Source organism: Nonomuraea endophytica, from assembly GCF_014203235.1.
Lineage (GTDB): Bacteria > Actinomycetota > Actinomycetes > Streptosporangiales > Streptosporangiaceae > Nonomuraea > Nonomuraea endophytica.
In genome coordinates this window covers 106,410-126,364 of record NZ_JACHIN010000009.1, presented here as the reverse complement: position 1 = coordinate 126,364, position 19,955 = coordinate 106,410, and the positions used below count along the sequence as shown (strand labels likewise).

Below are 19,955 nucleotides of genomic sequence, written 5' to 3'. Positions count from 1 at the left end.
GCCCCCACGCCACCCGCCGCCGTCGGCGGGCGTCGATCGTGGGGGTCGCTTCTCACGTCGGACGTGGTCCCCACCGCAACGGCCCACGTGAACCAACACCTCCGGCCCCATGACCCGACACCCCCGGCCCACGTGAACCAACACCTCCGGCCCCATGACCCGACACCCCCGGCCCACGTGAACCGACACCTCCGGCCCCATGACCTCGCACCTCCGGCCCCCTCACCCGGCGCTCACCGCCCTGGACAACCCTCGGCACGGCTCTGGTCAGTCGCCGCCCGGCGTTTGCGGTCCTGGTCGTCCCGCGCCGCCAACCCTGCGCGCCATGCGCAGCGCCGGGTCAACCGCATGTGTCGAGGTCGGCCGTAAGGCCGGGGCGGCGGAGTCCGGGGTGTGGGCGGGGTTCGGTGGTTAGCCGTGGGTGTCTGGGCCGGCTTTGGTCAGGGTGATGCGGGCTATGACGCGTTGGTCGCGGGTCATGGCGGCGCGGTAGTCGTCCCAGTCGGGGTGTTCGCCGGAGATGTCGCGGTAGTAGGTGATCAGGGGGTCCATGGCGTCCGGCAGGGAGATGATCTCCGCCTGGCCCTCGATCTGGACCCAGTCGCCGTAGAAGCGTTCGGAGAGCACGCACAGGGCGACGTTGGGGTCGCGGCGCATGTTGCGGGTCTTGGCGGCGGTCTCGCGGGTGCTGATGACGGCGCGGCCGTCGGCGTCCACGCCCACGGTCACCGGGGACATCTGCGGGCGCCCGTCGCGGTGCCGGGTGAGGAGGACGGCGTTGTGGTGGGTGCGGAGAAAGTCGCGTGCCTTGTTCAGGTCCATGGACCCATGATCGCGCGTGGCACGTGCGCGCGCCCGTACCGGGGGCACGGGCGCGAAGGTTGGGGTTCGGGCTCTCTAGATGAAGCCCATCCGGTTACGGCGGTGCCGCTCGTGCTCGAACACGATCGCGGCGGCGTAGCCGTGGGTCAGCCCGTGCTCGTCGGCAAGCCAGTTGGCCCGCTCGTCGCACCTGAGGAAAGCCGGGCCGTTGTCGATCGCTTGGAACCACTCTGGGAGTTCGCGCCCCGTTATAGACGGGACCCTGGCGATGAGCTTTGTCTGCGTCTCCGGTGAGTGGTTCAAGGACATGGGCACCTCCACGGATTCGGGTCCTTTGCTTGACACTGCAACACGAGGTCGTGAAGTGCAACCCCCAAATCGGAAGCGTTTTGTGACTTTGCGGTCGCACACAGAGAAGGCCCCGCCGGTCGGCGGGGCCTTCAATGATCGGCTGTGACCTGGTCGATCAGTCGTCGCCGCTGAAGTAGCTCACGAAGCGGAGCACCTCGAGGTAGATCCAGACGAGGCTCAGCGTCAGACCGAAGACGCACTGCCACGCGAACTTCTCCGGAGCGCCCTGCTTGACGCCCTGCTCGATGGAGTCGAAGTCGAGCAGGAGGAAGAAGCAGCCGAGAAGGATCATCGCGCCGCTGAAGATGATGCCGATCGAGCTGTCGGTGCGCAGGCCAAGGCCGCCAGGCATGAAGAACGTGGCGATCCAGTTGACCAGGATGAGGCCGAGCGCGCCGATCGCCGCGGCGACGACGAACCTGACCAGCTTCGGGGTGACCCGGACGATGCGCAACGTGTAGACGGCCAGGACGCCCAGGAAGGCCATCATGGTGCCGATCACGGCGTTGAGCACGATGCCGGGGAAGCGCTGCTCGAAGATGCTGCTGAGCGCGCCCAGGAACACACCCTCGAAGACCGCGTAGCCAAGGATGAGCGCCGGGTTGGTGCTCTGCTTGAACGACGCGACCAGGCCGAGGACCAGCGCGATGATCGCCGAGACCACCGCCACCGCGATGGGCACCTCGAGGATCCACGCGGCGCCCGCGGACGCGACGAGCACACCGAGCGTGATGAAGCCGCGGATGACGACGTCATCGAGGGTCATCGTCCGGTATGCGGGGCTGGCCGGCGGAGCGTACGACGGCTGGTTGTACATGTTCTGCAGGTCCTGCGGCGTCGCCGACGGGCCTGCCCAACCTTGCCCTTGGGTACTTCGGGACTTGCTGAACACGGGGTTCTTGCTTTGCATCGCTGCCTCCACGCTGCGACCAGTGCGGTCAGCCTAAGGGACCGAGCGTCGCAGAGGTCAACTCCCGCTCGGATCTATGTGCTTTCGAGATTTCAATAACGAGTGGAGGGCGGGCGGAGTTCCCGGGTTCACTGGAGGTCGTGAGCGTTCCGCGTGACTATGACGTCAACCCGCGCAGGTTCGCGCTGGGCTCCCGTTCGCCCGCCGCCCGCGCCCTCTATGTACGGCTGGCCGAGCGCCTGCGCCCGTTCGCCAGGGTGCTGGACGTCGGCTGCGGCGACGGGAACCTGCGGGCCGAGTCGCCCCAGGTCGTCGGCCTGGACGGGTCGATGACGATGCTGCGCGCGCATCCGGCGCCGCGGGTAATGGGTGAGGCGGCGGCGCTGCCGTTCCGTGACGGGTGCTTCGACGCGGTCACGGCGGTGAACATGCTCTACCACCTGCCCGACCCGCTCCTCGCCATCCGCGAGGCGCGGCGGGTGCTGCGGCCTGGCGGGCTGTTCGTGGCGGTCACCCGCAGCCGCGCCGACTCCCCGGAACTGGCCGAGGTCTGGCGGCCGGCGGCGACCACGTTCGACGCCGAGGAGGCGCCGGCTCTCGTGGGCGAGGTCTTCGAGCGGGTGGAGGTCGAGTCGTGGGACGCCCCGTTGGTCACGCTGGGCGATCGGGCGGCTGTGCGCGACTACCTCGTGACCCGATTCGTCGAGCCCGCTGACGCCGGGGAGCGGGCCTCCCGGGTGCGCACCCCGCTGACGCTGACGAAGCGCGGCGCTTACGTATATGGGAGTTCTTAATTACACAGAGAATTCACCCGGCGTGTCTTTGCAGGTCAGAGGCTGGAAATGGGCGGTGCCCCCGGCGGGATTCGAACCCGCACTACAACCCTTTTAAGGGGTTTGCCTCTGCCATTGGGCTACGGGGGCGCCGCAATCATACGAAAGGGACCATGCCTCCGAGGAGCACAACTTTGTATCAGGCGTCACAACTGTGAGGTCTGCGGTGAAGTGATAGCACTCCGGGCACTCTGTCCAGGAACAGCAGACCGTCCAGATGGTCCAGTTGGTGCTGAATACACCGGGCTTCGAAGGCATCAGCTTCGATGGTGACGAACTCCCCCGAACCCGGCAGAACGCCCTCGACGACGATGCGGGTCGCGCGGGAGACGTCGCCGGTCAGACCCGCTATCGAGGCGCAGCCCTCGCGCCCGTCCTCCCAGCGGGAGGCCTCGGTCAGCCTCGGGTTGACCAGGACGGTCTCACCCGCTGCCGAGCGGCTGCGCGGGTGGCGGCGGGCGTCGAAGGCGATGATGCGCCAGGAGAACCCGATCTGCGGGGCGGCCAGGCCGGCGCCCGACGGTTCCTTACGGAGCGTGGCCAGCAGGTCTCCGGCCGCGCTCAGCACGGCGGGGTCGGCCGGTTCGACCGGCTCCGCCGTACGCGACAAGGACGGGTGCGGCGCCAGCAGGATCTCCCTGACCGCGCCCTCGCCGGCGATCACCACACACCCCGGCGGGACGGAAACGCGGCACGGACCGGCACTCTGGCCTCCTGTGGTGGGTGGGCGGTGATGGAATCCCCGTCTTCACAGCAGATCCGGTTCCATGGGACGGAAGGTGATCTCCGAGTCGAGCCCGGAGCCCACGGCGGCCAGGCGGCGCATGAGCCCGGCCACGTCCACCTCGGCGGGCAGGTCGACGTCGGCGATGAGCACGTAGAGGCGGCCGGTGAGGCGGGTGCTCATGCCGGTGATGTTGCCGCCGACCGAGGCGAGCACGGCGCTGACGGCCGAGATGATGCCCGGCCGGTCGGGGCCGTGGACGGTCAGGACGTAGCCGATGCCGGTGCCGGGACTGCCGAAGTCGCGCCTGGCCTCGACCGCCGAGACCGTCACCACCACCTCGGGCTGCGACAGGTGACGGGTCAGCTCTCTGGTGTCGAGCTCGCCCGAGACGAGCAGCATCATCGCCACATGACCCCCCAGGAGGGTCATCGTGGAGTCCTGGATGTTCGCTCCGCACTCGGCGAGCGCCCCTGTCACCGCCGCGATCACGCCGGGCCTGTCCACGCCGAGCACGGTCACCGCTGAGAGCCCCAACCCAGGATCTCCTTCTCGCTCACGCCTTAGCGGCGCATGGTCGCCACCGCGGCCCTGAACCCGTCGCGCGGGTGCTCCATCTCGCCCAGCGAGATCGTCTCGCGCTTGAAGAAGAGCGCGAGAGTCCAGTCGACGACGACGCGGACCTTGCGGTTCAGCGTGGGCACCCGGGACAGATGGTAGGTGCGGTGCATGAACCATGCAGGGAATCCGCGAAGCTTGACCCCATAGACGTTGGCGACGCCTTGGTGAAGGCCGAGTCCGGCCACCGATCCGACATACTTGTGGCGGTATTCGACCAGTTCCTGCCCGCGCAGGCTGCGGACGACGTTGTCGGCCAGGACCTTGGCCTGGCGGACCGCGTGCTGGGCGTTGGGCGCGCAGTACTCGCCCGGGTTGGTCACGTCGGGCACGCCCGCCGAGTCACCGGCGGCGAAGGCGTCACGGACGCCGGCCACCGTGAGCATCGTGGTGGTCTTGATCCGGCCGCGCTCGTCGACCGGGAGCCCGCCGTCCGCCACGATCGGGCTGGGCTTGACGCCGGCCGTCCACACCAGCGTCTCGGCGTCGAACTCGGTGCCGTCCGAGAGCACCACGTGGCCGTCCTCGCAGGACTCCAGGCGGGTCTCCAGCTTCACCTCGATGCCGCGCTCGCGCAGCTGCTCCAGCGTCCACTTGCCCATCTCGGGGCCGACCTCGGGCAGCACCCGGCCGGTCGCCTCGACGAGGACCCAGCGGATGTCGGCGGCCTTGATGTTGCGGTAGTAGCGGGTCGAGTGCTTGGCCATGTCCTCCAGCTCGGCCAGGGCCTCCACCCCGGCGAAGCCGGCGCCGACCACGACGAAGGTGAGCGCGCGCCGGCGCACCTCGGGGTCCTCGCTCGACTCGGCCACGTCGAGCAGGTGCAGGACGCGGTTGCGCAGCGCGATGGCCTCGCCGACGGTCTTGAAGCCGATGCCGATGTCGGTCAGGCCGGGGATCGGGAGCGTACGCGAGATCGAGCCGGCGGCCATGACGATGACGTCGTAGGCGATCTCCCGGGGGCCGCCCTCCGGAGGCTGGAAGGTGACGGTGCGCTCGTTGTGGTCGACCTTGGTGACCACGCCGTTCAGGATGTGCACCTTGGGCAGGACCCGCCGCAGCGGGGCGACCACGTGCCGGGGCGAGAGGTTGCCCGCCGCGGCCTCGGGGAGGAACGGCTGGTAGGTCATGTAGGAGTTGGGGTCGATGATCGAGACGCGCACGCTGCCGTCGCGCAGTTCCCGGCGGAACTTGCGCTGCAGCCGAAGCGCTGTGTACAGGCCGACGTAACCGCCGCCGACAATCAAGATGTGCTTGTTCATCTTGAGGCCCCATCCTTGTGGAATGCTTGTGAAAGCATTCACAAGCTTACGCCGACGCCTCGGGAAAACGCCAATCCCCTGGGCATGGCGCGCGTCACACCGACAGTTCGCGGGCCCTGGCGAAGACGTCGTCCAGCATTTCCGCGGTGACCCGGCCGGTGAAAGTGTTCTGCTGGCTGGGGTGATAAGTGCCGAGCAGCGTGACCGGCGTCTCGCCGTGCGAGACCTTCACCTCGACGCCGTGCCCGAACGCCGGCCGCGGGCGCGGCAGCTCGTAACCGGCCTCGCGCAACGCCGGCCACATCGCCTGCCAGGCGAATCCCCCCAGCGCCACCACGACCCGCACGCTCGGCGCGCACAGCGCCAGCTCACGGGCCAGCCAGGGGAAGCAGGCGTCCCGCTCCCCCGTCGTCGGCTTGTTCTCCGGCGGGGCGCAGCGCACCGCCGCCATCATCCGCGCGCCGACGAGCTCCTGCCCGTCGCCCGCGTGCGTGCTGGTCTCCTGTACGGCCAGCCCCACCCGATACAGCGAGGCGAACAACCAGTCGCCGCTGCGGTCCCCCGTGAAGATGCGGCCCGTCCTGTTTCCCCCGTGGGCCGCCGGCGCCAGCCCCACCAGCAGCACGCGCGGCTCGGAGGCGCCCCACCCGGCGATCGGGCGCCCCCAGTACGTCTCGGTCGCGAACGCGCGCCGCCGCACCTCGGCGACTTCCTCCCGCCAGGCCACCAGACGGGGGCACGCGCGGCAGACCGACTGCCTGGCGGCGAGCTCCGTGAGGGTGTTGCTGGTGGCGGCGAGGCGGCGCACGTCCGCGGGATCGCGGGCGACCGGCGTCTCGGCGGTGGCCGGGTCGCCGGGCCAGCCGGTGCCAGGAGGTACGAAGCTCATGACACCGATGGTGCCCGATCACCGGGGATCGGGCGGTCCTTCAGCGGCTCTTGGACGGGCTGGGCGTGCTCGTGGGCGCCTGTGACGGGCTCGGCGCGCCCGTGGCGGGCTCCGACGCCTTCACCGATGGGAGCGGCGCCCCGGACGCGGTCGCGCTCGGCTCGGGCGTCCTGAAGGCCGCGCACGTGGACGCCGTCGGCGGGGCCGCGGCCCGGCCGCCGTCCTCGTAGGGGTCCTCCTCGATCAGCGGCAGCGGGAAGCGGTTGAGCACCGGCTCGCCGCAGCTGCGGTCCACGCGGTAGCCGAAGCGGTCCGGGCTGGTGGTGATCGGCTGGCCGTCCTGGTCGTAGAGCAGGACGTCGGACAGCGGGGTGCCGTCCTTGGCGTACGGCTTGATGTTGTAGACGGTGTCGCCGAACGCGGCGGGCTCCATCTCTACTGACCCGTTCATGGTGTAGGCCACGTGTTCGTCCCGCGTGCTCCAGTTCGACGCGGTCGCCAGGCCGCCGAAGATCACGATGGCGACCAGGGCGTTGGCCGCGATGGTGAAGCCGCGCAGGAGCCGGCCGGAGGCGCGCCTGCCGTACCAGATGGAGCCGAGGATCGCCCCGACCACCAGCAGGACGTCCACCGGGCTGCCCGGCACGAGCCGCACGGGCCCGATCACCGAGACCGCGCCCATGGCGGCCGCATAACCGCGCAGGACCCACCACCCCGGCCGCAGCTGCGGCATGAAGGCGGCGACCTCCTGGTAGGCCGGCTGGCGGCCCAGCCACTCCCGTGCGGGGGCGACGAACCCGCGGCGCTCGCGGGGGCTCTGTGGGCGGCCCCCGTAGGCGGCCACAAGCTCCTCCGCGTAGGCGGCCGGCGGCCCGAGCCGCTCTTCGAGCGGCACCTCCGACTCCTCCGCGATCTCCGCGAGGTGGTCGTCGAGGTCTTCGAGGAGCTCGTCCCGATCGGGGTGATCGGCCAGAGCCTCGCGTACGGCGTGCGCGTACTGGGCCGGGGTCATCGTGCGCTCCCCTCCGTGAGCAGGTTCGCCATCGTGGCGGAGAAGGTGGTCCAGGTCTTGGCCTGCGCCGCGTACGTGTCGCGGCCGACCTCGTTCAGCCCGTAGTACTTGCGGTGCGGGCCCTCGTCGGAGGCGACCACGTAGGAGTTGAGCGCGCCGGCCTTGAACAGGCGGCGCAGCGTGCCGTACACGGAGGCGTCGCCGACCTCGTCGAGCCCGGCGTCCCTGAGCCTGCGCACGACGTCGTAGCCGTACCCGTCGCGCTCGCTGAGCACCGCGAGCACGGCCAGGTCCAGCACGCCCTTGAGAAGCTGGCTGCTATCCACGCGATGCACACTACTGTGCAATGCGTAATAGTGGCAAGAAGAAACCGGACGGCGCCGCTGCGGGCGCCGTCCGGCCTCAGATCAATCCTGGTAGTCCCCTGGCGTGGTTAGCGCCAGATCTGGGGAGGCGCAGGGCTCTCGGTGGGCGCAGGCGTGGTAGCCGCCTTGCAACCCACGTAGCGGTCGGCGGAGGAGTCGCTGTTGTTCGGCCCGGAGACCGACAACGTGACGACGCCACCGTCGCGCGCCGCGCCCGTCAGGGCGTGGTCCGGCAACGAGACCCGCTCAGAACCGCCGTGGTAGCCGAAGTAGGCCGTGCCACGGTAAACGGTGCTGCCGTTGACCGACCACGAGTACTCGACGCGGGCACGGCCGTTGGAGCTGACGGTGCCGGACGCGCTGACCTTGCAGTCGGTCTGGTTGGTGACCGCGGAGACGTTCGAAGCGGAGACCTTCACGGCCGGAGCCTCGTCCTTGCACCACACCTTGTAGTAGGCGCGGTTGGAGGACGTGCGGTCCGGGCCGAGGATCTCCAGAACGGCGGAGCCGCGGTGGCTGTACTTCGGCGAGAAGCCGAAGTAGACCCGGCGGGAGTCCCAGACCTTGACCTTGCCGTAGTCGACGACGTGACCGTTGAGGACCCAGCGGTAACGGACCCAGGTCGGGTCGGAAACCTTGATCAGGCCAACAAAGTCGATCTTGTCGCCGGGGGTGCAGGAACCGACGTAGCTGTCGGGGCTCGCCCAAGCGCGCGCCCAGACCTGCGGGTCCTTGTCAGTGCGGACCGGGCCCTTGTGGCAGCTGACGTCGAAGTAACCCTTGCGGGACGTCACCTTCCGCGGGCTCAGGACCTGGAGGGCTTCCCAGCCCTGGACATCCTCGTCGAAGTCGATGCTCGTCTTGACGTTGATGTACTTGGTGCCCTTGCCGACCTTGACGGTCTTCACGCCGCTCTTGGATCCGTCGCCGTGCAGCCACCGGTACGAGACCTTGGTGCCCTTGGACGAGGAAACCTTGATGCGGGACGTGACATCGACCTGAACAGGACAGGCGCCCTCGTAGGAACGAGGGTTGGCCTTGGGCGTCGAAACCGACACCTTGGCCTTGGAGGAGGTCACCTTGGCGCCGGCCGTGGTGGCCTTGCTCGCCGAGGCGGTCGAGGCCGCGGATGCCGGGGTGGCCATAAGACCCGACACCATGGCGGCCAGCACGGCGGTAGTGGCGCCGAGCGCCGCCACCCTCCGTGCCAACACAGTGGACTTCATCTGAGAGTGCTCCATTCCGTGAGGAACTAGATGCGCTCGGGAACGGTCGCCACGTCGCCACTATCTGTGCACGACAATATGGCAAAGCCCCCGTAAAGCTTCCTCACTTAAGCACAGATCAGATTGCAGTCACAATACGAATCAACCCCGGTAACGTACCGATTTCGCGACCTTATCGGGCGACCGACCATGCAATTCCGTCGAGGATGTCGTGCTCGCTGACGATGACCTGCGAAAATGCGAACCGCCTCAGGACACGATCGAGTATCAGCGCGCCGGCCCCGATGACGTCGGCCCTGCCGGGGTGCATCACCGGCACGGCAAGACGATCACCATGCGTCATCGAAAGAAGTCTGCGGGTTACTTCGTGAACCTGCCCGGCGGAAATCCGGGAGTGGTGAATTTTATCCGAGTCATATGTCGGCAGGTCGAGGGCCATACCGGCGAGCGTCGTCACCGAACCGGCGAGGCCGACCAATGTCCGCGCCTTCTGAACCGGTACAGATTCCGCCACCCGATCCAGCGCCGCCTCGATATCGGCCACCGCTGATTCGAGCTCGGCGACCGTCGGCGGATCGTTCCTGACGTAACGCTCGGTCAGCCGTACGCTGCCGACGTCGACCGAGATCGCCCCCTCGACCCGGTCGTCGCCCACCACGAACTCCGTCGAACCGCCCCCGATGTCCAGCACCAGGTACGGCGGGCGCGCCCCCGCCTCCGGCGACAGCCCGGCCAGGCCCCTGGTCGCGCCGGTGAAGGAGAGCTCGGCCTCCTCCCGCCCGCTGACCACCTCGGGATCGACGCCGAAGATCTCGCGCACGCCCTCGACGAACTCCTGCCGGTTGGCCGCGTCCCGGGTGGCGCTCGTGGCCACCACCCGCGTCTCCTCGGCGGCGTGGTGGTCGATCAGCTCGCGGTAGCGGCGCATGGCGGCGAACGTGCGCCGCAGCGCCTGCGGCGCCAGCCGGCCGGTCCGGTCGACGTCCTCGCCCAGGCGGACGATCTCCATCAGCCGTTCGACGTCGCGCAGCGAGTCGCCGGCCACGTCGGCGATCAGCAGGCGCACCGAGTTGGTGCCGCAGTCGATGGCGGCCACCCGCGTGCTCATACGCACGGGCCGTCCTTCCACCACTCGCCGAGCGCGTCGAGCGCCTCCCCGCCGAACGGGTTGCCGCCCGGCACCGCCAGCTCGTGCGCGACCAGCGCGTGCAGGCACTTGACCCGCAGCGGCATCCCGCCGGTGCTCTGCATGTCGCGCGGCAGCGGCTCCATGTCCTCGTCCTCGGCGGCCTTGTCACGCCGGGCGATGTAGTCGTCGTGGGCGGCCTGGTAGGCGGCGGCCAGCTCGGGGTCCTCGGCCAGCCTCGCCTGCATCTCGCGCATCAGACCGGAGCCTTCGAGCGTGCCGATGGCGGAGGTCGCCTTGGGACAGGTCAGGTAGTAGAGCGTGGGGAACGGCGTGCCGTCGGGCAGCCGCGGCGCGGTCTCCACCACGTCGGGGTTGCCGCAGGGACAGCGGTGCGCCACCGAGCGCACGCCCCTCGGCGGGCGGCCGAGCTGCCGGGTGACCGCGTCGATGTCGCTACTTTCCACTCTTATCCCTAATGGTCTTCTCCCCTGTGGGCGCCTTCTGCCCCTTGCCGGTGTCGGCAGCCTCGATGGACTCCCACAACGTCTGGTACCACGGCGGCATGTCCGCCTGCTCCTGTGCCGCCACCTTCTGCGGGCTCGCGTCCGGCCGCGTCACCACGTAGCACTTCTCGCCGTGGCCGCAGTAGTGCAGCCGCTCCTTGGCGGTGCGCTTGGCCCAGTTGGGGTCGCTGATCCGCCTGGACTCCTCGGCCAGCGCCTGCCGCTCGGCCTCGACCTGGGCCTTCTGCTCCTCGAGCGCGGCGATGTTGCGCCGGTTGGCGATGTATTCGCGCACCGGATACGCCAGGCTCATCGCGATCGCGCACACCACCACCGCGAGGATGGCGGCCCGTCCGGTCAGCTGCGGTCTCTTCGCCAATGCGTCCCTCCCGGGCTTTCGGGCCGTGCTGGTAGGGCCGGCGTCCGCCGTGGACGCCGGCCGTACCCGAAACTAGCGCTGGAAGCGCGGGAAAGCCGCGCGACCCGCGTAACGGGCGGCGTCGTCGAGGAGCTCCTCGATGCGCAGCAGCTGGTTGTACTTGGCGACCCGGTCGGAGCGGGCGGGGGCGCCGGTCTTGATCTGGCCGCAGTTCACGGCGACGGCGAGGTCGGCGATGGTGGTGTCCTCGGTCTCGCCGGAGCGGTGGCTCATCATGCACTTGTAGCCGTTGCGGTGGGCCAGGTCGACCGCGTCGAGGGTCTCGGACAGGGTGCCGATCTGGTTGACCTTGACCAGCAGCGCGTTGGCCGAGCCCTCGCGGATGCCGCGCTCCAGGCGCTCGGGGTTGGTCACGAACAGGTCGTCGCCGACGAGCTGCACCTTGTCGCCGAGTGCGGTGGTGATGGCCTTCCAGCCCTCCCAGTCGTCCTCGTCGAGCGGGTCCTCGATGGAGACCAGCGGGTAGTTGGCGACGAGGTCCTCGTAGAAGGCGATCAGCTCGGCGGCCGACAGGCCCTTGCCGTCGATGGTGTAGACGCCGTCCTTGTGGAACTCGGAGGCGGCCACGTCGAGCGCGAGCCCGATGTCCTCGCCGGGCGTGTAGCCGGCCTTCTCGATCGCGACCAGGATGAGGTCGAGCGCGTCGCGGTTGGAGGGCAGGTTGGGGGCGAAGCCGCCCTCGTCGCCCAGGCCGGTGGCGTAGCCCTTCTCCTTCAGCACGCCCTTGAGCGCGTGGTAGACCTCGGTGCCCATGCGGACGGCCTCTTTGAAGCTCGACGCGCCGATCGGCGCGATCATGAACTCCTGGATGTCCACGTTGGTGTCGGCGTGGGCGCCGCCGTTGAGGATGTTCATCATCGGGACGGGCAGCACGTGCGCGTTGGGGCCGCCCACGTAACGGAACAGCGGCAGCTCGGCGCTGTCGGCGGCGGCCTTGGCCACGGCCAGCGAGACGCCCAGGATGGCGTTGGCGCCCAGCTTGGACTTGTTGGGCGTGCCGTCCAGGTCGATCATGATCTGGTCGATGATCCGCTGGTCCTCGGCCTCGACGCCGTGCACCTCGTCGAAGATCTCGTCGGTGACCGCGAGCACGGCCTTCTCGACGCCCTTGCCGAGGTAGCGCGCGCCGCCGTCACGCAGCTCGACGGCCTCGAACTGGCCGGTGGAAGCGCCGCTGGGCACGGCCGCGCGGCCGGTGCTTCCGTCGTCGAGCACCACCTCGACCTCAACGGTGGGGTTACCACGAGAGTCGAGGATCTCGCGGGCGTAGACGACCTCGATGGTAGCCACGTCAAAGCTCCTAGAGTCGAAGGGCAGTTTCGCTCCCAGAGCCTATCGAGGTCTACCAGCCGGTACGGTTACCACCCCGCAAGGTCCCAAATCGCCATCTCCTCGTCAGGTTTGGCCACCACGACGGACTTCCTGCCGTTGAACTGGCCGATCGCCAGGGCGGTGAAGGGCCCGCTCGTCGAGGGCAGATCCCTGACCCGCTCGCAGGTGCGCGGATTCCACACGGTCAGCCCGTCGACGCCGGTGACCAGCGCGCCCTTGCTCAGCGCGAAGTCGTCGGTGGGCGTGGTCGGGGACGCCGCCTTGGAGGGGATCTTCACGGTGCACCGCTGCCGCTCCCCCGACTGGTCGTAGATCTTCACGCCGACCCCCTCGACGCGGACCGCGACCAGCCCGTCGGCCGCCTCGACGCCGGAGGCCGGCGCCCCCGACTCGACGACCGCCCTGGCCTTGACCGTGCCGCTGTCCCACGGGTCGATGCGCTGCAGGAGTCCCTTGCTCATGACCGCGAACACGTTCGTGCCGGCGCCCGCCCAGGCCACGTCGTGGACCGACTGGCCCAGCCGCCACAGGCTCGCCTGCTTGCCGCTGGCCAGGTCCCAGGCCTGCATGCGGCCGTCGGCGCAGCTCACGTACGCGGAGGCGCCTTTCTGCGCGGGCACGACGGACATCGCCGCCCGGCCCTTGCCCTTGCACGCCCTGATCGTCTGGACGGCGTTGCCCTGCCCCGGCTGCCACACGCGGATCGCCCCGTCGGCCGCCGACCAGACGATGGCCTGCTTGGATCCGATCTTGGCGAAGGCCAGCGAGCCGATGTCCTTGGCGCCCATCGGGACGGAATTGATGATCTGGCCGCCGTCGGGGTTCCACAGGTCGATGCGCTGGGTGGTCTCGTTGGCCGCGGCGACCATGCTCACGTTGCTCAGGGAGCCGAGCGCGATCTTGGAGATCTTGTTGTCGAAGTCGCCGAACGCCGTCACGCGCGGGCCGTCGGCCTCCGAGGAGGCACCCTCGTCGCCCGCGGCGGTCACCCCGCCGCCGCGCATCGTCAGCCCGATCGCGCCGCCGAACATCACCACGAGGGCCAGGCCCGCCAGCGCCATCCGCCGCCTGCGCCGCCTGACCCGCCGCACGACGGGCCTGGTCTCCTCAGTACGCCTGGTCAGCGCCCTGAGGACCTCGGCCGCGCCGGGCCGGTGGGCGGGGACCTTCGCCAGGCACGAGGTGAGCACCGAGCGCAGCGGCTCCTCGATGCCGGACAGGTCGGGCGAGGCGTTAAGGATGCGGTGCATGACCGCCGGGATCGAGTCGCCGCCGAACAACGACGTGCCAGTGGCGGCGTAGGCCATGGTGGAGGCCCAGGCGAACATGTCCGAGGCCGGCGTCACGCTCTCGCCGGAGATCTGCTCGGGCGCCATGTAGCCGGGCGTGCCGACGACGGAGCTGGTCGCGGTCGTCGCCGACTCGGGAGTACGCGCGACGCCGAAGTCGATCACCCGCGGGCCGTCGGGGCCCATGAGCACGTTGTTCGGCTTGAAGTCGCGGTGCACGATCTGCGCCTCGTGGATGGCGGCCAGCGACCGCGCGGTGGCGGTGGCCAGCGTCATCAGCGCCGCGCCATTCATCGGGCCGTTCTGGACCACGTACTGCTGGAGCGACGGGCCGTCCACGAACTCGCTGATCAGGTACGGCCGGTCGTCCAGGACCCCGGCCTCGATGACCCGGGCCGTGCCGTGGCCGGCGACCTTCTCCGCGGTCTGCGCCTCGGCCAGGAAGCGGCGTACCGCCCTGCGGTCGCTGACCAGCCGGGCGTGCAGCACCTTCACCGCCACCTGGCCCCGCTCGGTGTCCTCCCCCAGGTACACCGAGCCCTGCCCGCCGTCGCCGAGCACGCCTATCAGGCGGTATCCCGCCACTTCACGAGGTTCGCCCGATCTCAGGCGGCGCACCTCAGCCATTCGCAACTCCCCCCGTAACCCCGCTCGATCCTGACATCTCCCGACATATCCCGCCACTTGGGTTTAATCGGGCGCGGATCACGCCGGTGCTCAGGTGGTGCGCGTTTCCCAGTTGCGCACGCGCTCGCGGTAGTCGCGGGCCGCCGCGCGCAGCTCCGCCTCCGGGTCGAGGCCGGCGTCCTGGGCCCGGCGCACCAGGTCGAACAGCTCGCGGGCCACCCCCTGGCCCACCGCCTGCGCCAGCGCCTCCGGGGCGCCGGACCGCTCGGCCCGCCGGACGAGCTGGGCGGCCAGCGACAGCGACGGCTGGCCCATCGGCACGCCGTCCAGGATCGACTCGGTGCCCTTCTCGGCCCGCTCGGCGGCCTTGATGGCCTCCCAGTTGTCGTTCACCTCGTCGGCGGTTTCCGCCGTGACGCTGCCGAACACGTGCGGGTGCCGCCTGACCAGCTTCTCGACGATGCCCTCCGCGACGTCGTCGATGTCGAACGACTCGGCCACCCGCGCGTGGAAGACCACCTGCAGCAGCAGGTCACCCAGCTCCTCGCGCAGCGCCGGATAGTCGCCGTGCTCGATCGTCTCCAGGACCTCGTACGCCTCCTCCAGCAGATACGGCACCAGCGTCTCGTGCGTCTGCTTCCGATCCCAGGGGCATTCCACCCGCAACCGGTCCATCACGCCGACCAGGTCGAGCACCCGGGCACCCGGCAGGTCGTAGGAGCCGGGCACGATCTCGATCACCGGCGGCTCGTCCAGCGCCAGGGCCGCGTGCCCGGCAGCGCGCAGGAAGTCCTCGTCGTCCATGGCCAGCCAGACGAGCGTGGCGCCGACGGCCCGCCGTACCAGCTCGGCCGGATTCTGCGGGCCGACCGTGACCTCGACGCCCGCCTCGGCGAGGTAGGGCAGCTGCGGGTGGGCGGCCGAGGCGGTCAGCACCTCGCCCGAGCGCAGCGCCTGCCACGCCTGGTGGCTGAGCAGGCCGGGAGCGACCCTGGGCGAGGTGGTGACGACGATGAGCGGCATGCTCAGCTCTGCGGCGGTTGTTGCTGCTGCTGCGGCTGCTGGGTGGGGGTGAGCTTGCCGAAGCGGCCTGTGTCGACGAACATCGACGGGTTCTCCTGCGTCGGCTGCGTGTTCAGCCGGCCGTAGCGCGGGCTGTAGGTGACCTTGACCGTGGTGAACTCCGTGCGGAGCTTCTCGATCGCCTGCTGGTTCTGGGCGCCGCCGAACTGCTGGAGGATCTTCTGGATCGACAGCTCGCCGCGCAGGTAGTCGCGGGCGTCGCCCGGGGGCACGCCCTTCGACAGCAGGTTCATCGCCGGAGTCTGCTGCTGGCCCGGGTCCTTCAGCGCGGTGTCGATCTCCGACTCGCTGACCTGGACCTTGTACCTCTGCGCGAGCTGGCGGTAGACCGCCTCGTTCGTCATCCGGAACAGCACGAACTGGTTGAGCGGCACCTGAAGCGCGCTCGCGTCCAGCCGCGCCGCGGTCAGCGCCTTCTCATATTGCTGGACCTCGGAGTTGAGGTCCTTCGCCGCGATGCGCTCCCCACCGACGACGGCGGCGGCGCCCGCCTCGACCGGGCTGGAGCAGGCGGTCAGCGCGACACCCACCGCGGCGGCGGCCACGGCCACTCGAATCGACTTCACGTGCATCCTTTCCGACAAAAACCGGCGCTAGCTTACCCGTGCGGGCTCCAGGAACATCGCCTCGACCAGGTCCCCGCACCATTTGAGCAGGTCCAGGTCGCGAAGAGGCTGCCCGCCCACCGGCTTGGTCTTCGGCATCGGCACCAGGAGCGTCTTCGCCGCCTGCTTGTAGATGGCGCTCTTGTAGAGCCGGTCCAGGCGCACCTGCTGCGACTCCTTCAGCACGACCGGGCCGAACTTGATGTTCTGCCCCTGCAGCGTGACGTCCGTGAGCCCCGCCTGCCGGGCCCTGAGCCGGAAACGCGCCACCGCCAGAAGGTTCTCGACCTGCACGGGCGGCTTGCCGTACCTGTCGGTGAGCTCGGCGCGCACCTCGTCGATGCCGAGGTCGGAGGCGATCGCGGCGATCCGCTTGTAGGCCTCCAGCCGCAGCCGCTCCGAGGTGACGTAGTCGTGCGGGATGTGCGCGTTGATCGGCAGCTCGACCTTCACGTCGTGGTGCTCCTGCTCGACCGCCTGCCCCGACAGCTTCGCCTTCTGCTCCTGTACGGCTTCCGCCATCAACCGGACATAGAGATCGAAGCCCACCCCGGCGATGAACCCCGACTGCTCGGCCCCCAGCACGTTGCCCGCGCCCCGGATCTCCAGGTCCTTCATCGCGACATACATGCCGGCGCCCATCTCGGTGTGCTGGGCGATCGTGGCCAGGCGCTCGTGCGCGGTCTCGGTGAGCGGCTTCTCCGGCGGATACAGGAAGTAGGCGTAGCCGCGCTCGCGGCCCCGGCCCACGCGTCCGCGCAGCTGGTGGAGCTGGGACAGCCCGTAGTTGTCCGCCCGGTCGACGATGAGCGTGTTGGCGTTGGGCACGTCGAGCCCGGACTCGACGATCGTGGTGCACACGAGCACGTCGTACTCGCGCTCCCAGAAACCCACCATGATCTTCTCGAGCTGGTGCTCGTTCATCTGGCCGTGCGCGACCGCGACGCGGGCCTCGGGCACGAGCTCCTTGACCCGCGCGGCCACCCGGTTGATGGAGGCCACCCGGTTGTGCACGAAGAAGATCTGGCCGTCGCGCATGAGCTCGCGGCGGATCGCGGCGGTGAGCTGCTTCTCGTCGTAGGGGCCGACGAAGGTGAGGATCGGGTGCCGCTCCTCGGGCGGGGTGAGGATCGTGGACATCTCGCGAATGCCGGTCAGGCCCATCTCCAGCGTGCGCGGAATCGGCGTGGCCGACATCGCCAGCACGTCCACCTGCGTGCGCAGGTGCTTCATGGCCTCTTTGTGCTCGACGCCGAAGCGCTGCTCCTCGTCGATGATGATCAGGCCGAGGTCCTTGAAGCGCACCTCGGGGCTGAGCAGGCGATGGGTGCCGATGACGATGTCCACCGCGCCCGAGCGCAACCCCTCCAGCGTGCCCTTGACCTCGCCGTCGGTCTGGAAGCGGGAGACCGGCTTGAGCGAGACGGGGAAGCTGGAGAACCGTTCGGTGAACGTCGACATGTGCTGCTGCACCAGCAGCGTCGTGGGCACCAGCACCGCGACCTGCTTGCCGTCCTGGACCGCCTTGAAGGCCGCGCGCACCGCGATCTCGGTCTTGCCGTAGCCGACGTCGCCGCAGATGAGGCGGTCCATGGGGACGCCGCGCTCCATGTCCCGCTTGACCTCGTCGATGGCCTCAAGCTGGTCGCCGGTCTCCGCATACGGGAAGGCGTCCTCCATCTCGCGCTGCCACGGCGAGTCGGCGGCGAAGGCGTGGCCGGGGCTGGCCATGCGAGCGCTGTAGAGCCTGATCAGCTCGCCGGCGATCTCCTTGACGGCCTTCTTGGCCTTGGCCTTGGCCTTGCCCCAGTCGGCGCCGCCCATGCGGTTGAGCGTGGGGGCCTCGCCGCCCACGTACCTGGTGACCTCGTCGAGCTGGTCGGTGGGCACATACAGGCGGTCGCCCTTGGCGTACTCGATGACCAGGTACTCCCTGGTCGCGCCCTGGATCGTGCGCTGGACCATCTCGATGTAGCGGCCGACGCCGTGCTGCTCGTGCACCACGTGGTCGCCGACCTTGAGCTGGAGCGGGTCGACCATGTTGCGCCGGCGGCTGGGCAGGCGGCGCATGTCCTTGGTGGAGGCCTTCTGCCCGACGAGGTCGAGGTGGGTGAGGACGGCGAGATCCTTGGTGACGAAGCCGTGCTCGATGAGGCCGGTGGTGACGTGGACGACCTTGGGCTCCGGCGCCTTGTCCAGATACTTCTGCAGACGGGCGGGAACGTCCACGCCCTTGAGCAGCTCGACCATACGCTCGGCCGAGCCCATGCCCTCACTGAGCAGCACGACCGCCTTGTCCTCGGCCAGCCAGCCCTTGATGTCGGCCAGCGCCCGCGCCGTGTCGCCCCGATACGCCTCGGAGTCGTGCGCGTCCAGCTCCACCCCGGATCCGAACGGCGCCAGCGTCCACCACTGCTGCCCCAGCGCGTCGGCGTGCCCGCGCACGTCGTCCAGCGTCCTGAAGGCCGCGGCGCCGAGATCGATGGGCGCCTCGCCACCGGCCGCCGCGTTGATCCACGACGCCTCCAGGAACTCCTGAGAAGTCCGCACGAGTTCCTCGGCCCGCCCGCGGATCCGCTCCGGATCACACACGAACACCGCCGACCGCGCCGGCAGATGATCGACCAGCAGGTCCATCTCCCCCGCCAGCACCGGCGCGAACGCCTCCATCCCCTCCACCGGCAGACCCTCGGCCAGCTGGTCGAGCACCTCAGCCAGCGAAGGATGCTCCTCCCCCAGCGCCCTGGCCCGCTCCCGCACCTCGGGCGTCAGCAGCAGCTCACGGCACGGCGGCGCGAACAACCCGTCCTCGGCCGCCTCCAGCGAGCGCTGGTCGGCCACCTTGAACCAGCGGATCTCCTCGACCGTGTCGCCCCAGAACTCCAGCCGCAGCGGATGCTCCTCCGTCGGCGGGAACACGTCCAGCAGCCCGCCACGCACCGCCACCTCGCCACGCCGCTCCACCATGTCCACGCGGTGGTAGCCGTTCGTGACCAGCCGGTCGACCACGTCGTCCAGATCGGCGTCGTCACCCGCCCGCAGCCGGATCGGCTCAAGATCGCCGAGCCCCTTCACGATGGGCTGCAGCAGGGCGCGCACCGGCGCCACGATCACACTCAGCGGCCCAGCCGAAACGTCGCCACTGACCGGATGCGCCAGCCGCCTGAGCACCGCGAGCCGCTGGCCCACGGTGTCGCTGCGCGGCGAGAGCCGTTCGTGCGGCAGCGTCTCCCAGGCGGGAAAGACGGCGACGGTGCTGGGCTCGATCAGGCTCGTGAGCGCCGCCGCCAGATCCTCGGCCTCACGCCCGGTAGCGGTGACGGCCAGCACAGTCCGCTGATCATGTCCGGCCAGCGCGGCCACGCCGAACGGCCGCATGGCCGCGGGCGCGACCAGCGCGACATCGCCGCCCTCCTCGAGAGCGGCGGTCAACTTGGGATCGGCGGCAACAAGGTCAAGCAGTCCGGAAAGACTCATCCACAGCCCCACGCAACATGATCGCCCCAGCCCGGGGCAACACGACTACCCCCGGCCTGCATCGGTCGCGGGGGTCAACTCCCACCCTACTGTCCCTCTCCCACCCGTCTCTTGCCCTCCCCCGCCCTTTCGCCTTCCCGCCGCCCTTCCCTCCCTTCTTCGTCTCCTCCCTTCTTCGTCTCCTCTTTGTCTCCTCGTCTCCTCGCCTGCTTGTTGCCGCACATCCCGCGCGTCCCACCCGCCGCACATCCCGCGCGCTCTACCCTCCGCGCCCGTCCTCCACCGCACACCACACACCCGCCCCATCCGTTACGGCTCCGCCACGCAAACGCCTCCCACCGACGCGGGCAAAACGTCCGTGCAAGGTCGCCCGGCAGTCGGACGAACGCGCCACCGTAACGGCGCCCGCTCACCACCCACGCGCCCCCGCACCCAGGTGGCGCACCATGCCCAGGCGGC

General features: G+C 69.7%; 19 protein-coding genes and 1 tRNA gene. 1 reads left to right on the top strand and 19 read right to left on the bottom strand.

All coding sequences use genetic code 11. The features are described 5' to 3' along the window. Positions 1–411: 411 nt before the first annotated feature. From HNR40_RS31065 to HNR40_RS31055, 3 genes are all read right to left on the bottom strand, one after another. Positions 412–822, bottom strand: coding sequence for a PPOX class F420-dependent oxidoreductase (locus HNR40_RS31065; RefSeq protein WP_184967575.1), 411 nt, complete (start codon positions 820–822; stop codon positions 412–414). Positions 823–897: 75 nt separating this feature from the next. After that, positions 898–1,131 carry a DUF4287 domain-containing protein gene (locus HNR40_RS31060; protein WP_184967573.1) on the bottom strand — a complete coding sequence of 78 codons (234 nt, stop codon included), beginning with the start codon at positions 1,129–1,131 and terminating at the stop codon, positions 898–900. Between the two features lie 157 nt (positions 1,132–1,288). Next, complete coding sequence (locus HNR40_RS31055; RefSeq protein WP_184967571.1) at positions 1,289–2,083, bottom strand: Bax inhibitor-1/YccA family protein; 795 nt, start codon at positions 2,081–2,083, stop codon at positions 1,289–1,291. A 140-nt stretch (positions 2,084–2,223) separates the two neighbouring features. Here HNR40_RS31055 and HNR40_RS31050 point away from each other — a divergent pair, with 140 nt between their 5' ends. Then, a complete protein-coding gene (locus HNR40_RS31050) occupies positions 2,224–2,877 on the top strand; it encodes a class I SAM-dependent methyltransferase (protein ID WP_221341057.1) in 654 nt (217 codons plus the stop codon). Positions 2,878–2,933: 56 nt separating this feature from the next. Here HNR40_RS31050 and HNR40_RS31045 read toward each other — a convergent pair. From HNR40_RS31045 to mfd, 16 genes are all read right to left on the bottom strand, one after another. Next, positions 2,934–3,006: transfer RNA gene (locus HNR40_RS31045), tRNA-Leu, on the bottom strand. A 49-nt stretch (positions 3,007–3,055) separates the two neighbouring features. After that, positions 3,056–3,580, bottom strand: coding sequence for a peptide deformylase (locus HNR40_RS31040; RefSeq protein ID WP_221341056.1), 525 nt, complete (start codon positions 3,578–3,580; stop codon positions 3,056–3,058). Positions 3,581–3,664: 84 nt separating this feature from the next. Next, on the bottom strand, positions 3,665–4,177 hold the full coding sequence (locus tag HNR40_RS31035) for a glycine cleavage system transcriptional repressor (RefSeq protein ID WP_184967567.1): 513 nt from the start codon (positions 4,175–4,177) through the stop codon (positions 3,665–3,667). Positions 4,178–4,203: 26 nt separating this feature from the next. After that, entirely contained in the window at positions 4,204–5,520 is a 1,317-nt protein-coding gene (locus HNR40_RS31030; protein ID WP_184967565.1) for an NAD(P)/FAD-dependent oxidoreductase, read from the bottom strand. Between the two features lie 94 nt (positions 5,521–5,614). Next, positions 5,615–6,409 (bottom strand): uracil-DNA glycosylase, encoded by a 795-nt coding sequence (locus tag HNR40_RS31025; RefSeq protein ID WP_184967562.1) that lies wholly within the window; start codon positions 6,407–6,409, stop codon positions 5,615–5,617. Between the two features lie 40 nt (positions 6,410–6,449). After that, positions 6,450–7,421 (bottom strand): hypothetical protein, encoded by a 972-nt coding sequence (locus HNR40_RS31020; protein WP_184967560.1) that lies wholly within the window; start codon positions 7,419–7,421, stop codon positions 6,450–6,452. Continuing rightward, the gene (locus HNR40_RS31015; protein WP_184967558.1) at positions 7,418–7,747 is read right to left on the bottom strand and encodes a PadR family transcriptional regulator; all 330 of its coding nucleotides are present in this window, start codon (positions 7,745–7,747) and stop codon (positions 7,418–7,420) included. The genes HNR40_RS31020 and HNR40_RS31015 overlap by 4 nt, the downstream gene beginning before the upstream one ends. A gap of 107 nt (positions 7,748–7,854) precedes the next feature. Continuing rightward, the gene (locus HNR40_RS31010; RefSeq protein ID WP_184967556.1) at positions 7,855–9,012 is read right to left on the bottom strand and encodes a hypothetical protein; all 1,158 of its coding nucleotides are present in this window, start codon (positions 9,010–9,012) and stop codon (positions 7,855–7,857) included. 172 nt (positions 9,013–9,184) lie between these two features. After that, positions 9,185–10,120 (bottom strand): Ppx/GppA phosphatase family protein, encoded by a 936-nt coding sequence (locus HNR40_RS31005; protein ID WP_184968106.1) that lies wholly within the window; start codon positions 10,118–10,120, stop codon positions 9,185–9,187. Next, complete coding sequence (locus HNR40_RS31000) at positions 10,117–10,605, bottom strand: DUF501 domain-containing protein (RefSeq protein WP_184967554.1); 489 nt, start codon at positions 10,603–10,605, stop codon at positions 10,117–10,119. The genes HNR40_RS31005 and HNR40_RS31000 overlap by 4 nt, the downstream gene beginning before the upstream one ends. Next, entirely contained in the window at positions 10,595–11,023 is a 429-nt protein-coding gene (locus tag HNR40_RS30995; protein WP_184967552.1) for a septum formation initiator family protein, read from the bottom strand. Before HNR40_RS30995 ends, HNR40_RS31000 begins: the two co-directional genes overlap by 11 nt. A gap of 72 nt (positions 11,024–11,095) precedes the next feature. Next, a complete protein-coding gene (gene eno / locus HNR40_RS30990; protein ID WP_184967550.1) occupies positions 11,096–12,373 on the bottom strand; it encodes a phosphopyruvate hydratase in 1,278 nt (425 codons plus the stop codon). A 68-nt stretch (positions 12,374–12,441) separates the two neighbouring features. Beyond that, complete coding sequence (locus HNR40_RS30985; RefSeq protein WP_184967548.1) at positions 12,442–14,331, bottom strand: WD40 repeat domain-containing serine/threonine protein kinase; 1,890 nt, start codon at positions 14,329–14,331, stop codon at positions 12,442–12,444. Between the two features lie 90 nt (positions 14,332–14,421). After that, positions 14,422–15,354: a nucleoside triphosphate pyrophosphohydrolase gene (locus HNR40_RS30980; RefSeq protein ID WP_184967546.1), complete on the bottom strand. Its 933-nt coding sequence runs from the start codon at positions 15,352–15,354 to the stop codon at positions 14,422–14,424. Between the two features lie 2 nt (positions 15,355–15,356). After that, a complete protein-coding gene (locus HNR40_RS30975) occupies positions 15,357–15,980 on the bottom strand; it encodes a SurA N-terminal domain-containing protein (RefSeq protein WP_184967544.1) in 624 nt (207 codons plus the stop codon). A 27-nt stretch (positions 15,981–16,007) separates the two neighbouring features. Beyond that, entirely contained in the window at positions 16,008–19,496 is a 3,489-nt protein-coding gene (gene mfd / locus HNR40_RS30970) for a transcription-repair coupling factor (protein ID WP_184967542.1), read from the bottom strand. Positions 19,497–19,955 lie beyond the last annotated feature (459 nt).

Coding starts and splice junctions, on each gene's coding strand:
- HNR40_RS31060 (WP_184967573.1), bottom strand. CDS start 1,131: ATGTCCTTGAACCACTCACCGGAGACGCAGACAAAGCTCATCGCCAGG.
- HNR40_RS31025 (WP_184967562.1), bottom strand. CDS start 6,409: ATGAGCTTCGTACCTCCTGGCACCGGCTGGCCCGGCGACCCGGCCACC.
- HNR40_RS31055 (WP_184967571.1), bottom strand. CDS start 2,083: ATGCAAAGCAAGAACCCCGTGTTCAGCAAGTCCCGAAGTACCCAAGGG.
- HNR40_RS30980 (WP_184967546.1), bottom strand. CDS start 15,354: ATGCCGCTCATCGTCGTCACCACCTCGCCCAGGGTCGCTCCCGGCCTG.
- HNR40_RS31010 (WP_184967556.1), bottom strand. CDS start 9,012: ATGAAGTCCACTGTGTTGGCACGGAGGGTGGCGGCGCTCGGCGCCACT.
- HNR40_RS31005 (WP_184968106.1), bottom strand. CDS start 10,120: ATGAGCACGCGGGTGGCCGCCATCGACTGCGGCACCAACTCGGTGCGC.
- HNR40_RS31020 (WP_184967560.1), bottom strand. CDS start 7,421: ATGACCCCGGCCCAGTACGCGCACGCCGTACGCGAGGCTCTGGCCGAT.
- HNR40_RS31065 (WP_184967575.1), bottom strand. CDS start 822: ATGGACCTGAACAAGGCACGCGACTTTCTCCGCACCCACCACAACGCC.
- mfd (WP_184967542.1), bottom strand. CDS start 19,496: ATGAGTCTTTCCGGACTGCTTGACCTTGTTGCCGCCGATCCCAAGTTG.
- HNR40_RS30985 (WP_184967548.1), bottom strand. CDS start 14,331: ATGGCTGAGGTGCGCCGCCTGAGATCGGGCGAACCTCGTGAAGTGGCG.
- HNR40_RS31030 (WP_184967565.1), bottom strand. CDS start 5,520: ATGAACAAGCACATCTTGATTGTCGGCGGCGGTTACGTCGGCCTGTAC.